Source organism: Arcobacter sp. YIC-80, assembly GCF_044841725.1.
GTDB lineage: Bacteria > Campylobacterota > Campylobacteria > Campylobacterales > Arcobacteraceae > Arcobacter_B.
Genome location: NZ_JBJBSI010000004.1, coordinates 47971 through 63349 on the forward strand (window position 1 = coordinate 47971; position 15379 = coordinate 63349).

The following is a 15379-nucleotide window of genomic DNA, read 5'->3' on the forward strand; positions in this document are numbered from 1 at the left end:
ATGTCAAAAGAAAAATCAAAACTTTTTAAACAAAGACTCTTTAGAGTTCATTCAGCAGTAGGTATATGTGTATCTTTGCTTTTATATTTATCAGTATTTTTTGGGATATTCGCAATAATGCTTCCATATATTCAAGTTTGGGAAAAACCTTCAAGACACTTTGAAGCGGCTAATATAACTGAAATAAACTATTCAGCCATGATAGACCCCATAATATCAAACCCAGATTTTCCTAAAAACAATATTATCATCGAGCTTCCAGGAAATATGAATGATCCTGCTTTAATAATTTCTCATAAATTTACTGATGAAACAGTTTTTAATCCAAAAACTCAAGAAAAACTTGACCATGAAGGAGATAAATCTCAACTTGCTAAGTTTTTAAATGGTATGCACTATGGAAGACCTCTTAGTGTTATTGGTTATACTGTTTTTGGCTTTATGGCTGTGGCAGTTATGTTTTTAATCATTGGAGGTTTAATCCTTGTAAATGTCTTTAAATATAAAAGCAATGGAAAAAATCAACAAAGTAAGTTTTCACAATATCACAGAAAAATATTTACTTGGGTATTTCCCCCTTTTATAATCATAACTTTAACAGGTGCTTTAATGTGTGTAGGATACAGTGGTTCAGGAGCTATGACATATATAGCCTCAAAAGGAGAAACAGCAAATATTGAAAGAATAACTACACCTGTTTTAGTACCACAAGAAAAACCTATTGAGAAAAAAAATGATAATGTTCCTATGCTTCCTATTAGTGAACTAATAAAAATAGCCCAAGAAATCAATCCAAATGTAACTTTACAAGAGTTAAGACTTATAAACTGGAAAGATTCAAGTGCAAGGATAAAACTTGAAGGTTACAACTCTCATTATCCATTTTTAAATGGAGTATTTAATAAACCAACATTAACTTTAAATGCAATAGATGGAAGTGTTGTATCAAATGTAAAAGTTATGGATAGACACTGGAGTGTTTTAGTAGCAGATGCTACTTACTTTTTACATTTACTTTTTGGAGTTGATTTTACTATTAGAATAATTATAGCTTTTATTATGCTCTTTTCGGCACTTGCCCTTGGTTTTGGAGTGATGTTATGGTGTGAAAAAAAAGCTAAAAAATTTGAAGGGAAAATCCCTTTTTATCATGGTGTAGGAAAACTTGCTTTAGCTATTATGATTGGAGTTATTCCTTCAACTGCCTTTATCTTTAATTTGCAGTGGCTTTTACCAATAAATTTAGAAGATAGAATTATTTGGCAACAAGGCTTATTTTTTAATATGTGGTTAGGTGCACTATTTTGGGCATTTTATAGAATAAACTCTTACCAAGCAGCAAAAGAATTGCTTTTCTTAGGTGGGGTGTTATTTATTTTAGCTCCATTTAATCATTTTTTAAACTCAGGATATACACCTTTTGATTTATATAATCAAGGTATGCATATTATTTTAAATGTAGATATAGCACTACTTTTAGTGGGATGTTTACTTATTTTATCATCACTAAAACTACCTAAAAGTAGAGATGAAGCAAAACTATTTTGGAACAAAAAAACAACAAAGGTTTAATATGAACAAGAAAAAAATTATATATTTTATACTTTTAGCACTTCCTGCATTAATTTATGCACATGAATTAATACTTAATGTAACTAATAATCAAGACAATACTATCACAGTTGAAGGTCTTTTTGATACAGGAGAATTGACACCAGAAGCACAAGTAAGACTTGAAGCTTTAAATACAGGTGAGGTTTTATATAAAAAAAGATTACCACAAACAAGTAAACTTACAATAAAAATACCCAAAGAACCTTATCAGATAGTACTTGATGGAGGACCACACTTTCAAGAGGTAAAAGAAGGAATTGCACCCAAAGAAGGTTTTAGCAAAAATATAACAACAAACAAAAAAGAAAAAAAACTATCAAAATCAAGAGATGAGGATGATGAATATAGCACAGCTTTAATTATTACTATAACTTTGGCTTTTTTACTTTTATTTATGACTATAATAATAAGTATATTAAATACAAATAAATTAATGTCACAATTAAGAAATAGTAAATAGTTTTTAGATATTAAATTTATAACCTACTTTTGATAAGTTCTTTACTATATCACTTGAGGGAAGCTTTTTTCTTAAGCTTTTCACTAATGTACGTAAAGAACTATCTGTCATAATATTATCCTTCCATACTACATCTTGTATTTGCTCATATCTAACTACACTATTTTTATTTTCATATAGTAAATTTAAGAAGTCTGCTTCATACTTTGTAAGTTTAACTTGTTTATTTTCATAAAGTAAAACAGAATTTAAAAAATCAAATTCACAAGAAGAAGTAATAGGTATTAATTTTCCTTTTTCTTCATATACTTCTTTTGCACATTTAAGTAAAATAGGGAAAAAAGTATCATGATCAACAGGCTTTATAAGATATTTTACCAAACCTAAATCAATTGCATCTAATAAATACTCTTTTGTAGAGTAAGCACTTAAAACAATAAATTTAGTTTTTTTATCTTTTTCTCTGATGGTTCTTATTAGTTCTAAACCATTTGTATCTTCAAGTTCTATATCACTTATAACTATATCTGGTTTTTCATCCTCAATTAGTTGTAATGCCTCTTTTGCACTTCTTGCTTCATAGACATTTGTGAATAATCTTCTTAGATAGAAAACTTGATTTTCTCTAATCAAATCTTCATCTTCGATACAAAGTATTTTAATATTTCTATATTTTTTCTCTAACATATTGAAATTATACAACTTTTTTCAAATAAATACAATTATGAGAATCATTTTTATAATTGCTCATTTTTTTCTCACTTTTTTTTATTATACTTCTATATGTCAAAAATAGAAAAAATAAATATACAAATAAAAAATGCAAAAATAAAAAGTCAGAATATAAATAAAATTTGCTACTACTTTAGTGAAGATTATACAGCCATAGAAACTGCAAATATTATTGGTTGTAGTAGACAAACTATAAATCATTATTATAAAATATTAAGAAAAAAAATATTAAAACAAAATCTTTTATATGATTTTAGACAAATATCAAGTCTTATAAAACAAAACTGTCTTGAAATAAAACATTTTAATATTTATAATCATGATATTTTTTATACTCAAACAATATATGGTATTTTTATTTTTGAGAATCAAGATGTTTTACCATATAAATTAATACAGTTTATAAAAGAAGATTTACAAGATAAACTTAGTAATCATAAAAAAGCAAACAGTGCTAGAGTTTTATATAATAAAGAAAAAGGCTCATACTTAATATCAGGATTCTTTAAAGCCCAAAATGATTTTGAAGAATTTATAATTAATAGATTAAAAAAATTCAGAGGGATAAATAAAAACAATTTTCATACGCACTTAAATGAATGTCTATTTAGATACAACAATAAAAATACAGATTTTTATGAAAAGATTTTAGAGACTTTATGTAAATAAAATCTCTAAAATTCTAAATCTCAATACTAAAACAAGCTCCATCTTTTTTATTTTCAACTTTTATATCTGCATTAAAATGCTCTTTTATTATGAGTTTAGACATATAAAGTCCTATTCCTGTTCCTCTTTTCTTAGTAGTAAAATAAGCTTTAAACACCTCATCTAAATTTTTTAGCTTTATTCCACCTGCATTATCACATACACTTACAACAAGCTTATTTTTATTTTTTCTTACTGAAATGTTTATTTGACAATTTTCTTGTTTTTTTTCATTAAAAATATCAATACTATTTGTTAAAAAATTTAATATAACTTGGGCAAACTCATTTTCATAACCTAAAATTTTATATTCTTCTTTAATATCAATATTTACTTTTATCTTTTTTTTCTTTATTGTAGGAGCTAAAATATTTATAGCTAGATTTATAGCATTTAACACACAAAACTCTTGCATCTGCTTTTGAACTTTATAAAAATCTCTAAAATCATCAATAGTTTTACTCATAAATTTTATTTGAGTATTGGATTCTTTTATCTTTTTTATAAAAAAATCTTTATTAAAATCTTCACTTTCACTTGACATTTGAAGATTCATATTTATATAACTTAAATGCATTAAAGGTTGTCGCCATTGATGAGCTATACTATTTATAAGTTCTCCTACTAAAGCTAATTTACTTTTATGAATAAGCATTTTTTCTTGTTCATTTTGTTTTTTCACTAAAGTTCTTAACATAAAAGCTAAGGCAAAACTAAAAATTAATGACTCCAAAGGTGCTGCTAAATGAATAGTATAAATACCACTTAAAGGTATCAAATCATACTCATAAGATAACACAAAACAAAATAATACAAACCAACCTAAAGTATAAAAGAAAGCCTCTTTTCTTCCTTTATATAAAGCTATAACTCCTGCAATTGTAGGAACTAAAAAAGATATATAAAAATAAAAATATTCATAAATAATAGAGTATTTAAAAACTAAAATAAGCACAATATCCAAAGCATTTAAAAATACAAAAAAACTTAATATATGATTTACTATTGGCATAATTTTTTTTGCATTTAAAACCTCTTTTGCAAAAAGAAAAGTAAACATAAAAGCAGCTGTTTCAAAAATATCCACAAAAGCTTGAGGTGTTTGTTTAGGATATGTTTGAAAACTAAAATATACAAAACCTATTAAAGATAATAAAACAAAAAACTGCATAGCAGAATAGTATAAAAAACAAACTCTTTTTGTAGAAAAATATATCACTAAATAATACAAAAAAGCAGAAAATATTATTCCATAAGCTAGACCATATAAAATTCCTTCATAAGGAAGTATATATTCATATTCAAAAGAAGATATAACATTAAATCTAAACTCTACTCTTTTTGGTTTTTCATATTTATACTTAAAGTATAAAGTATCAGGAGTAGATAAATCAAGTTTTATCACTTTTAAATGATCTTTTTGAAAATAAGAAACATTCGTATAAAATAAAGAGTTTTTATTATCAATAATAGTCAAATAATAACTCTTGTTTTTCAAAGTATTCTTATCTATTCCTAGTTTTATCGTAAACTCTTTTAATTTCTTATTTTTATACTCTTGATAAGTTATATCTCTATAACCTTTTGAATCATACATAACTTGAAAACTATTAATATTGTCATATTTATTTATATCAGAAGCAAATGTGCTTGAAAAAAAGAGTACAAAAAAAAGAAGTTGTTTCATTAAAAAAATTGTCCTTGAAAGATTTAGAGTATTATACAGTAAAGCAGATTTACTGCTTTACTATTTTTGATTTTAGAAGTTATATTTTAAGCTTGCAGTTATTTTTCTTGGTTCTGCTTTTAGCATTGTATTTGAACCGATTCCATCATAATATTCTTTATCAAATAAGTTATCAATATTTAACTGTAGTTTTAAATTTTTATTCACATTATAACTTGACATAAACTCAGCAGTTGTATATCCACCTTGAGTTATTCTTCCATCACTTGTATCTTTATAGAACTTACTTCTATAGTTTAATCCTGCTCCAATATTAAATTTATTAATTTTATATAAAGCAAATAAATTAGCATTTGTTCTTGAAGCTTTTGTAACTACATTTTTATTATCAGCATCTTGTGCTTCAAAATTTGAGATTCCTGCACTAAGACTAAGATTTTCACTTACATCTCCAATTAAAGATAATTCTATTCCTTTGCTTACAACTCCATCTGCTGTTCTATATGCTTGTTCACTTGAAGTACCTACTTTTACACCATCTATTTCTTCTGCAACATTTTCTTGCTCTATTCTAAATACAGAAACAGATGCATTTAAAGCTCCATTAAAATATTCTCCTTTTATACCTGTCTCATAACTATTTCCCTCAACTGCCTCTATATAATTACCATTAGGGTCTCTTTTATCTTGACTATTAAAAATAGAAGTATAACTTGAATAAATAGAATGAGTATCATTTAAATCATAAACAACTCCAGCAAAAGGAGTAAACTCATTTTTATACTCATAAGTTTCCGAACTACCATTTGCTTTAACACCATCATACTCCCAATTAGATAATCTTGCTCCTAAAATTAATTTTAAGTCATTAGATAAAGATATCTTTGAACTTGCATATATCCCATCTTGTGTAGTTTTACCTTTTTTGTATTCACTATATGTACCTGTAGGTTTAGGAACATTAATATTATTTAAACTACCAAGTGTACCACCTGTTTGAATATATGGATAATCAGTAATATCAAAAGTACTGTGAGAATATCCTAATACTAACTCATGATCTAAGTTTGCAAAAGCAAAAGGAATTGAAGTATTTAAATCAAAAGTATCTTCTTCATATTGTTCTTTTGCTGTCCAAGTATAATATCCTAAACCTGAACCATCATTTTTGTTTACTTTCCCTGCAAAATAAAGTAAAGAAGTATCATCAATAGCTTCTAATCTTGAATAAGAAAAATTAACTTTTATCTCATTTTTCAATCTTTGTTCTAAATTAAAATAATAAGACTTAGTAGTTAAATCTCTATATGTCCAATCATCTGTAGGATTCTTTGAAGAACTAAAATCTGTTCTTGTACCATCAGTATAAAAAGCAGGTAGACCACCCCATCTAATAGCCGTTCTATCTAGTTTTTGATAAGAAAATCCAATTGATGCAGTAGTTGAATCAGTTAAATCTGCATCAATAACACCATAAAATAAATCATTTTTTCTTTTATAATCATCTAAAAAATAATCGCCGTCTTCATGTTTTAAAATAAACCTTGATCTAATTTTTCCATCTGTTGTAAGAGGAGCTGATATATCTGCTGTTGCTGAATAATTATTCCATGAACCAGCACTTAGATTTATTGTTCCATTTGTCACTTTACTATTGGCTCTTTTTCTAACAAAGTTCATACTAATAGCTGGATTTCCAGCTCCTGTCATCAATCCATTTGCACCTTTTACAATTTCAACTCTATCATAAAGAGCTAAATCAGGATCTCTATTTGTGATACTTGAATAAGTTGGAATTCCATCAAATTGATAATAATCAACTTCAAATCCTCTAGCAAGGGCATTTACTCTTTCATCCCATCTTTCGATTGAAACACCATTTACCTTTTTTAGTAAACTTTGGTATGAAAAAATATTTCTATCTTCCAATTCATCAACAGTTAAAACACTAATAGATTGAGGTGTCTGCTTAATAGATAAATCTAAACCTGTTGATGTATTCATAGAATCTATACTATAAGTACCTCTATCTTCATCTACATTCGTAGATACAATATCCACACTGCCTAAAGATTTAGTGTTTTCTTTGTCTTGCGCATTAAGATTTGCTTGAAGTAATACTGCTGTAAGTAAAGAAAGTCCTATTAGTTTTCTACTTTTTAATTTCATAAATAATTCCTTGTTATGATAATAATTATTATAATTGATAATCGAATTATTTCTAAGATTTTCTTAATAGTAAATCTAAAAAAAGAGTTCATGACAAGGAGTTTTTATTTTATCATTTTTAGAAGATTTTAACTCTTTTTTTAAATAAAATTTAATACTAGTTTTAATAATTATTATTAAATAACATATATAAAAAAGCAAAGAATTAATTCTTTGCTTTTCAAAAATTATCCATTCATTTGCATTTTAATAATAACTTCATTATTACTCTCATCATAAACTGCTGTAAATTTATGTTTATGACAAAAATCTTCATTCATTTCTATACACATTAAGTTAGCTTTTTCTAAAGCCTCATCAATAGTTTCAAATTGTGTTTCTTGTTTATAATCTGAATTTTTAAAGCATCCACATGCTCTTTCAACTCTTACTGTTGCCATTTTATCTCCTAATAATTTTTTTCGAATTCTATCATAAGATAGTATAAACTTCTTTTAATAAAACCCTAGTAAAAATGTCAAGTAAGTAACAATTAACAAAGATTTAGTAAAAATACGAAAAAGAATATAAAGGATGATTATGAAGAATATAATTTTAGCTTTTACAACTATACTTGCTTTATTATTTACTGGTTGTACAGATGATAATAAAGGGCAAGATGATGCAAATAAAAAAGTTATTAAAGTTGGTACGTCAGGTGGATATTTCCCATTTACTTATTATGAAAATGATGTATTAAAAGGTTTTGAAATTGATGTATGGAGAGCAATTGGCGAAAAACTTGATGCAAAAATAGAATTTAAAACTGCAAAATTTTCAGGTCTTTTTGGAATGTTAGAAACTAATAAGATTGATACAATTTCAAATCAAATTACTACAACACCTAAAAGATTAGAAAAATATTATTTTGCTACTCCTTATGTATATGATGGAGCACAAATTATTGTACATAAAGATAATACAGAAATTAACTCTTTTGAAGATTTAAAAGGGAAAAAAGTAGGAGTAACACTTGGTACAAACTATGCACAGATAGTTAAAAACTTAGATAAAGAAAATCAAGTTGAACTTATTACTTATGAAGGAAATGGTTTTGAGCAAGATGTAAAACTAAAAAGAATAGATGCTTTTGTTCAAGATAGAATTTCAGCAGTTGAACTTATCAAAAAAGCTAATTTACCATTAAAAATTGTTGGTGAGCCTCTTGAAGTTTTAACAAACTCATTTCCTTTTGTAAAAAATGAAGAAAACAAAGCTTTAGTTGAAGAAGTAAATAAAGCTATTGAAGAGTTAAAAAAAGAAGGTAAACTTAAAGAGATTTCTATGAAATGGTTTAATACTAACATTACAGAGTTATAATGAGTACATTTGATATAGATTATACTTTAGGAATTTTTCCTATACTATTTAAATATATTGATATTACAATTTCTATGGCAGTTATTTCAGCTGCCATAGCTTTAGTTATTGCCATATTAATCGCTGTAATAAAAACTTATAATATACGTATATTATCTCAACTTTCTGATTTATATATATCTTTTTTTAGAGGTACACCTTTACTTGTTCAACTATTTTTATTATATTTTGGTTTACCTCAAGTATTACCTATATTCTCTAATTTAGATGCTTATACTGCTTCAATTGCTGGTTTATCTTTACATTTTTCTGCATATATGGCTGAATCAATTAGAGGAGCTATTTCATCAATTGATAAAGGGCAGTTCGAAGCAGCACAATCTTTAGGAATGACAAAGACCCAGACTTTTACAAAGATTATTTTGCCACAAGCAATAAGAGTTGCTGTTCCTAGTTTAATGAATAATTTCATCGATATAATAAAAAGTACATCCCTAGCATTTACTTTAGGTGTTCCTGAAATTATGGCAAAAGCTCAAATTGAAGCTTCTAGCAGTTATAAATATTTTGAGTCATTTTTAGCAGTGGCTATTGTATATTGGGTTATTGTTGTTATTTTTACTTATTTACAAAAGAAAATAGAAGCAAGACTTAATAGGGCTTATTAAATAAACCATTTCATACTCTTTTATATTATTCTTATCTTACTTTTAATAAAGTATACATATATCAATAAAAGAAAAGAGTATGCAAAATAGATTTTTTACAGTAATAATTCCAATCATTCTTTTAGTTGTAGGTGCTTTTTACTTTACAGCTCAATTTATCAAACCTAGTCCTAAAAAAGAAATTACAATAGCTACAGGGTCAAAAACAGGTCAGTACTATGAAACTGCATTAAAATATAAAGAACTTTTAGAGAAAGAAAAAGTAAAAGTTAATATCATAAATACTACTGGCTCAATTGAAAATATAAAACTTTTAAATGACCAAAAAGTTGATGTTGCTTTTATTCAAAATGGTACACTTGAAAATGCTGAAAATTTAGAAGCACTAGCTTCTATTTATTATGAGCCACTATGGATATTTTACAATAATAAAAATACAATATCTTATATGCAAGACTTGATGGGCAAAAAAATAGAAATAGGTCAAAAAGGAAGTGGTACTAAAGATTTAGCATTAGACATCTTAAATATCAATGGAATTTATGAAAAAAATAGTACTTTTCTTTATGATAATTCAGATATCTCAAAAAACAAACTTCTTTCTAATGATATAGATGCTCTTTTCTTAGTAACATCTGCAAACTCTAAAATCATAAAAGAGTTATTGACAAATGAACATATTTCTCTTTTTTCTTTTAATCGTGCAAATGCCTATAGTAGAAAATTTAATCATTTAAATGCCCTTGATTTATATGAAGGAACTATTGATTTACTACAAAATATTCCAAATCAAAATAAAAAACTTTTATCCACAACTGCTACTTTGGTTTCGCACAAAGACTTTTCTGATGAACTTATTAGAATATTACTTAAGAAAGTCACTTTAGTACACAAAGAAAAGACTCTATTTTCTCAGGAAAATGAATTTCCAAATAGTTCAAACTTACTATTAAAACAAAATGAAGAAGCTAAAAGATATTTAGAAAATGGCGATACTTGGCTTGAAGAAATTTTTCCGTATTGGATTGCTTCAACACTTGATAGATTGAAGATTCTACTTATTCCTTTAATAACCCTATCTATTCCTTTATTTAAAGGTGTTTTTCCTCTTTATAGATGGAGTATAAGATCAAAAATTTATAGATGGTACGATGAAGTACAAGATTTAGATTTGAGTTTAGATAAAGCAGATAAACAAAACCTAATTAAAAAACTTGATGAACTTGAGAAATTAAAAAAAGAAATAAAAGCTGAAACCAAAGTTCCCCTAGCTTATATGAGTGAATATTATGATTTAATTATGCATTTAGAACTTATTATTTCAAAGGCTAATATGAAACTAAATAACCAATAATTATGCTTGTTTTAGGTATAATTCTCAAAAAATTATAAGGATTAGATTTGAGAATTTTATCAGGAATTCAACCATCTGGAACTATTCATATAGGTAACTATTTTGGAATGATTAAAAAGATGATTGAATCTCAAGACGATGGAGAATTATTTGCGTTTATTGCATCTTATCATGCATTAACATCAGTGAAGGACAAAGAGCTTCTAGAACAAAATACTTTTGAAGCTGCTGTAAACTTTTTAGCATTAGGAATGGACCCTGAGAAATCTACATTTTGGGTACAACACCATGTAAAAGAAGTACTTGAACTTTACTGGCTACTTTCAAATCATACATCTATGGGACTTTTAGAGAGAGCCCATTCTTATAAAGACAAAACAGCTAAAGGTATTCAAGCAAACCATGGATTATTTTCATATCCTGTTTTAATGGCTGCTGATATTTTACTTTATGATTCAAATATTGTACCTGTTGGAAAAGATCAAATTCAGCATGTAGAAATGACAAGAGATATTGCTAACTCTTTTAATCATGCTTACAAAAAAGATTTATTTGTAATGCCAGAATCAAAAGTTGATGAAATAGTAGCAACTGTTCCAGGAACAGATGGAGCTAAAATGTCAAAATCTTACGGCAATACTATTGATATGTTCAATACTAAGAAAAAAATCAAAAAACAAGTTATGGGAATAGTAACTGACTCTAAAGAGCTTGATGAAGTAAAAGAGTGGGAGAACTGTAATATCTATAAACTTTGTGAACTATTTATGAATGAAGATGAACTAAAAGAGTTACAAGTAAGATATGCAACACCAGGTGAAGGTTATGGTCACTTTAAACTAACTTTACTTGACAAAATAAATGAACATTTTGAACCTTATGTTCAAAAAAGAGAGCATTTACTTGCTAACCCTAAAGAAGTACATGAGATTTTAGCTTTTGGAGCTTCGAAAGCTTCAAAGATTGCTAGTGAAAAAATGAGAATTTTAAGAGATGCAGTTGGTTTAATATAAGGATTTACTATGATGCCTACAGTTGAAGAAATAGCTATAAAAAATGTTGTCTTAATAGATAGAAATAAAACATTAGCACAAGCCATTAAAAAAATGGCAGATGCTAATATAAGAAATATAGTTGTTGTTGATACTGTAGAGCAAATCAACGAATATTTAATGCTTACAATTGATCACTTAATTGATTATAAACTAGGCAGTATTGATGATAATATATCTTTAACAAAACTTGAACTTCCTAAAGCAAAAGTTGTAAAAAAAGATTTAAATATTTTAAACTTACTAAATGAAGTAAATAGTACTGATAGATATATGATTATTTTAGAAGATAAAGATATTATAGGTATTTTATCTTATAGTGATATTATCAATAATATTGACCCTAAAATACTTATAAAAAAGCAAACTATAGCTAAATTAATTTTACAATATAAAGCTGTAACAGCTTATGAAAATACTACTACCTTACACACTATTGAATTAATGAGAGATAATCATACAGATTCAGTTATTATAATCAATAATATTCAAGAACCTATAGGTATTTTTACGACAAAAGATTTTATAAGTTTAGTGCATGAAAATTCAGACATGAATCTTCCTATAAAAAAATATATGACTAAACCTGTATATACATTAAATGAAAATGCTACCATATCAAATGCTTTAGATTTTATTCAAGATAAACATTTTAAAAGAATAGTTGTAACAGATGATAAAAATAAATTAATAGGAATATTAACACAAAAAGAATTACTTCGAATTGTTTATAATAAATGGATTGATTTTATAAAAGAAGAAGGAAATAAAATTTCAAGAATAAATGAAGAACTTTTATCAAAAACTTCAAAACTTGAAGAAAAAGCTTCTTATGACTTTTTAACAAAACTTTATAATAGAGAAAAGTTTGATTCTTATTTAGAATATGAGATAAAAAAAAGTAACAGATATGATACTCAATATCTTTCAGTAATGATACTTGACATAGATTATTTTAAAAATGTAAATGATACTTATGGGCATTTAATTGGAGATAATGTACTAAAAGAACTTGCTAAAATTCTTACTGTTTGCTCAAGAGATAGTGATATTGTTGCTAGATGGGGAGGTGAAGAGTTTGTAATGATGCTTCCCCAAACAAATATAGAACAAGCAATGTTTGTAGCACAAAAACTTCGAGCTACAATTGAAAAACACCCTTTTGAAAAAGTTGGTAATATTACCTGTTCGATTGGAATAAGTCAATATCACAAAGTTGAAAGTAAAGAAGTATTATTTAAAAGAGTAGATGATGCTTTATATAAAGCAAAAACAAATGGTAGAAATAGAGTTGAAATAGGGTTTTTTGAGAACTCTTTTGAACAAGAACAAAATAGTTAGACTATTTTGTTCTCTTGCATATAAATATCAATTTATCTGCTTCATCTTCACAATGAAGATTAAACTCTCTTATCTCTTCAACTTTAAAACCATTATTTTCTAAAAGTTGAGATAAAAAATCTTTTGAGTGATACTCTTGGATTATACTATCAGCTTCTTTAGAGAATAAATTGCTTTTTTGCTTAGTAAATAATGTAAGATTTGTTTGAAGTTTTTCATCTTCAAAAATAGCATCAATTGAAATGAATTTATCTTTTAAATCCATAGTTATACACCCCTGAGCTATTTCATCAAAACCAAAATAAGAATTCACATCAAACATAAAATAAGCATTTTCATTTAATACTTTTGATACATCTTTTATAAATGTTTCTAAATATTTTTTATCCATATAATTTAATACATCAAAAATAGCAGTAGCACAATCAAATTTTTCTTCTACTTTATCCAAAGCAATTGCACTTGCGTCTAAACCTTTTGCTTTACATACTTTTATTTGCTCAACACTTAAATCAGTTCCAAAAGCTTTTTTTCCATTGATTTTAAGATTTTCTAAAAAATAACCTTGACCACATCCAATATCAATAATATTGTCAAGTTCATTTACCATCACAAACTCCATAAATTGTCTGTGAAGAGTATAAACCTCATCTTCAAAATCTAAATAAGGCTCAATCTTTGAGTATAAGTCTAATCCCATTAAAGTACTTCTTCTATCTTTTCTTTTAAGTCTAAGATTAAATCTTTTTTAGCATAAAAAGCATTTTTGTTAGCTATTAAGTGAGCTGAACTTTCCATAATAGTAGGACCTACTTCAAGTCCATTTTGTTTCATAGTTTCACCAGTTTCTACAATATCAACAATACAATCTGAAAGATTTACTAAAGGTGCAAGTTCAATAGAACCATAAAGCTTAATAATCTCAACAGCCATTGCTTTTTCTTCAAAGAATTTTTTAGCAATTTTTTCATGCTTTGTAGCAACAGTAATTTTACTTTTTGTTAAGTCAAGTTCTTCACCTTTTCTTAATCCAAATGCAACTTTACATCTACCAAGTTCTAAATCAAGTAATTTGATTAAGTCATACTCTTTTTCTTCTAATACATCAAGTCCAACTACACCTAAATCAGCTGCTCCATGCATTACATAAGTTGGTACATCTTGATTTCTTACATTTAAAAATCTAAAACCAGATTTTTCAAGTATTAATTTTCTATCTTCAAATACAAACTCTTCACCAAAAGCTTTCTCAAACTTAGCTAAAGTCTCCTTGGCAATTCTTCCCTTAGGCAATGCAATTGTTAGCATCAATAATCCTTTTCATGTTCTCAAATATTAAATCTTTTTTATAAATACTATTTTTAAAATATTGGCTTAAAAGCTTTCCATCTCCACCTGTAAATATAACTTTTTTATTTTTACTTATTTCTTTTATAGGTAAAATAATGGATTTTAACATAGCATATTGTATAGCATCTTTTGTTTGAAGCGGTATTTTATCTAAATTTATATTTTTTTCAAAATCAAACTTTAATTTTTTAGATATTTTTGGATATGTTTTCATAAAAGCTCTAAAGCCAGGTAAAATAAAACCACCTTTATGAATTCCCTCTTCCATAATATCAACAGTAATAGCACTTCCAGCATCAACAATTACTGCATTTTTTTCATATACACAAGCTAGGGCTCTATCTATCCCATGTCCTATATAATCAGTTTTGAATTCTAAATATTTTTTTATATTTATAGCAGTAGGATTTGCTTTTAAAAGTTTTTTTGTTGCTTTTTTATTTACTGATACAAAAATAATTTGATCATTAAAAGTGGGGATATCTTCTTTTAATGAATATCTTTTATGCTTTTTTTTAATTAAAAAATGGAAAGTAGTATTACCAATATCACATAAAATCAACTCTTACACTCCAATCATTTTCTTGTAAGTATTTCTTTGCTTTAGAACATAAAGGGCTTGTAATAATTAATTCTTTTTTCTTAAAATTATGTTCTTTTAAAGAAGCTAGTTTTTCACATAAAATTATAAGTTCATCTGCATTTTTTCTTAGAAATCGACTTTTAGCATCAAATTTGAAAATTGCATAATATTTTGAGTCAACACTTGTTGCTGTATAAATCTCTATTTTTTTTCTTGAACCTAAAGCTTTTGGTTCTATTTTTTCAATTTCTTTAAATAATATATCTTTATTTGTATAATATTTTGTAAGTTCTTTCAATAAT

16 protein-coding genes are annotated in these 15379 nt (G+C 26.2%); 8 read left to right on the forward strand and 8 right to left on the reverse strand.

All coding sequences use genetic code 11. From position 1 onward, the window contains the following. Positions 1-1572: a PepSY-associated TM helix domain-containing protein gene (locus tag ACH5BK_RS07260; RefSeq protein WP_404305923.1), complete on the forward strand. Its 1572-nt coding sequence runs from the start codon at positions 1-3 to the stop codon at positions 1570-1572. Between the two features lies 1 nt (position 1573). Continuing rightward, positions 1574-2074 (forward strand): hypothetical protein, encoded by a 501-nt coding sequence (locus ACH5BK_RS07265; protein ID WP_404305925.1) that lies wholly within the window; start codon positions 1574-1576, stop codon positions 2072-2074. Between the two features lie 3 nt (positions 2075-2077). On the opposite strand, the gene ACH5BK_RS07270 is transcribed toward ACH5BK_RS07265, so the two are convergent. Further along, the gene (locus tag ACH5BK_RS07270; protein ID WP_404305927.1) at positions 2078-2761 is read right to left on the reverse strand and encodes a response regulator transcription factor; all 684 of its coding nucleotides are present in this window, start codon (positions 2759-2761) and stop codon (positions 2078-2080) included. Between the two features lie 96 nt (positions 2762-2857). Between ACH5BK_RS07270 and ACH5BK_RS07275 the strand changes: the two genes are divergently transcribed. Further along, positions 2858-3475 carry a hypothetical protein gene (locus ACH5BK_RS07275; protein WP_404305929.1) on the forward strand — a complete coding sequence of 206 codons (618 nt, stop codon included), beginning with the start codon at positions 2858-2860 and terminating at the stop codon, positions 3473-3475. A gap of 13 nt (positions 3476-3488) precedes the next feature. Here the strand turns inward: ACH5BK_RS07275 and ACH5BK_RS07280 are convergent, their stop codons facing one another. The 3 genes from ACH5BK_RS07280 to ACH5BK_RS07290 all read right to left on the reverse strand — a co-directional run bounded on the left by ACH5BK_RS07280 (position 3489) and on the right by ACH5BK_RS07290 (position 7810). Continuing rightward, on the reverse strand, positions 3489-5201 hold the full coding sequence (locus ACH5BK_RS07280) for a 7TM diverse intracellular signaling domain-containing protein (protein ID WP_404305931.1): 1713 nt from the start codon (positions 5199-5201) through the stop codon (positions 3489-3491). Positions 5202-5273: 72 nt separating this feature from the next. After that, positions 5274-7370, reverse strand: a complete 2097-nt coding sequence (locus ACH5BK_RS07285; protein WP_404305933.1) for a TonB-dependent siderophore receptor — start codon at positions 7368-7370, stop codon at positions 5274-5276. Positions 7371-7597: 227 nt separating this feature from the next. Next, positions 7598-7810, reverse strand: coding sequence for a hypothetical protein (locus tag ACH5BK_RS07290; protein WP_404305935.1), 213 nt, complete (start codon positions 7808-7810; stop codon positions 7598-7600). Positions 7811-7949: 139 nt separating this feature from the next. Here ACH5BK_RS07290 and ACH5BK_RS07295 point away from each other — a divergent pair, with 139 nt between their 5' ends. From ACH5BK_RS07295 to ACH5BK_RS07315, 5 genes are all read left to right on the forward strand, one after another. Beyond that, positions 7950-8729, forward strand: a complete 780-nt coding sequence (locus tag ACH5BK_RS07295; RefSeq protein ID WP_404305937.1) for a transporter substrate-binding domain-containing protein — start codon at positions 7950-7952, stop codon at positions 8727-8729. Continuing rightward, positions 8729-9397, forward strand: coding sequence for an amino acid ABC transporter permease (locus ACH5BK_RS07300; RefSeq protein WP_404305939.1), 669 nt, complete (start codon positions 8729-8731; stop codon positions 9395-9397). Before ACH5BK_RS07295 ends, ACH5BK_RS07300 begins: the two co-directional genes overlap by 1 nt. Positions 9398-9476: 79 nt before the next feature. Beyond that, positions 9477-10751 carry a TAXI family TRAP transporter solute-binding subunit gene (locus tag ACH5BK_RS07305; protein WP_404305941.1) on the forward strand — a complete coding sequence of 425 codons (1275 nt, stop codon included), beginning with the start codon at positions 9477-9479 and terminating at the stop codon, positions 10749-10751. Positions 10752-10798: 47 nt separating this feature from the next. After that, entirely contained in the window at positions 10799-11764 is a 966-nt protein-coding gene (trpS, locus tag ACH5BK_RS07310; protein ID WP_404305943.1) for a tryptophan--tRNA ligase, read from the forward strand. A gap of 9 nt (positions 11765-11773) precedes the next feature. Then, complete coding sequence (locus ACH5BK_RS07315; protein ID WP_404305945.1) at positions 11774-13144, forward strand: diguanylate cyclase; 1371 nt, start codon at positions 11774-11776, stop codon at positions 13142-13144. 1 nt (position 13145) lies between these two features. Here ACH5BK_RS07315 and ACH5BK_RS07320 read toward each other — a convergent pair whose 3' ends face one another. Genes ACH5BK_RS07320 through ACH5BK_RS07335 form a run of 4 tightly spaced genes read right to left on the reverse strand, consistent with a single transcriptional unit; the run spans position 13146 to position 15375 of the window. Beyond that, positions 13146-13844, reverse strand: coding sequence for a class I SAM-dependent DNA methyltransferase (locus tag ACH5BK_RS07320; RefSeq protein ID WP_404305947.1), 699 nt, complete (start codon positions 13842-13844; stop codon positions 13146-13148). After that, the gene (gene hisG / locus ACH5BK_RS07325; RefSeq protein ID WP_404305949.1) at positions 13844-14452 is read right to left on the reverse strand and encodes an ATP phosphoribosyltransferase; all 609 of its coding nucleotides are present in this window, start codon (positions 14450-14452) and stop codon (positions 13844-13846) included. Before hisG ends, ACH5BK_RS07320 begins: the two co-directional genes overlap by 1 nt. Continuing rightward, the gene (locus ACH5BK_RS07330; RefSeq protein ID WP_404305951.1) at positions 14430-15056 is read right to left on the reverse strand and encodes a type III pantothenate kinase; all 627 of its coding nucleotides are present in this window, start codon (positions 15054-15056) and stop codon (positions 14430-14432) included. The genes hisG and ACH5BK_RS07330 overlap by 23 nt, the downstream gene beginning before the upstream one ends. Next, on the reverse strand, positions 15043-15375 hold the full coding sequence (locus ACH5BK_RS07335; RefSeq protein WP_404305953.1) for a hypothetical protein: 333 nt from the start codon (positions 15373-15375) through the stop codon (positions 15043-15045). Before ACH5BK_RS07335 ends, ACH5BK_RS07330 begins: the two co-directional genes overlap by 14 nt. Positions 15376-15379 lie beyond the last annotated feature (4 nt).